General features: G+C 65.1%; 1 protein-coding gene. It reads left to right on the top strand.

Annotated elements, in window-relative coordinates; translation table 11 throughout:
- Positions 1-241 (top strand): GMC family oxidoreductase N-terminal domain-containing protein (locus tag HMPREF0077_RS10275; protein WP_211204698.1); only part of this gene is annotated, 241 nt, incomplete at both ends.

A 241-nucleotide genomic window follows, 5' to 3' on the forward strand; every position in this document is an offset into this window, starting at 1 on the left:
AGAACCGCGGGCGGCGCTGGAGTTCGGCAAAGGCGTTTCTGGAAAGCGCGCTGGACCGGCCGAATCTGGAGGTCATCACCGATGCGCGGGTGACCCGCGTGGTGATGGACGGGCGGCGCGCGATCGGCGTGTCCTACAGGCGGAACAACAAATACAAGCAGGCGCGGCTGAACCCTGCGGGTGAGGTTCTGCTGTCTGGCGGCGCGGTGAATTCGCCGCAGATATTGATGCTCTCGGGCGT

Source organism: Anaerococcus tetradius ATCC 35098, assembly GCF_000159095.1.
Taxonomy (GTDB): Bacteria; Bacillota; Clostridia; order Tissierellales; family Peptoniphilaceae; genus Anaerococcus; species Anaerococcus tetradius.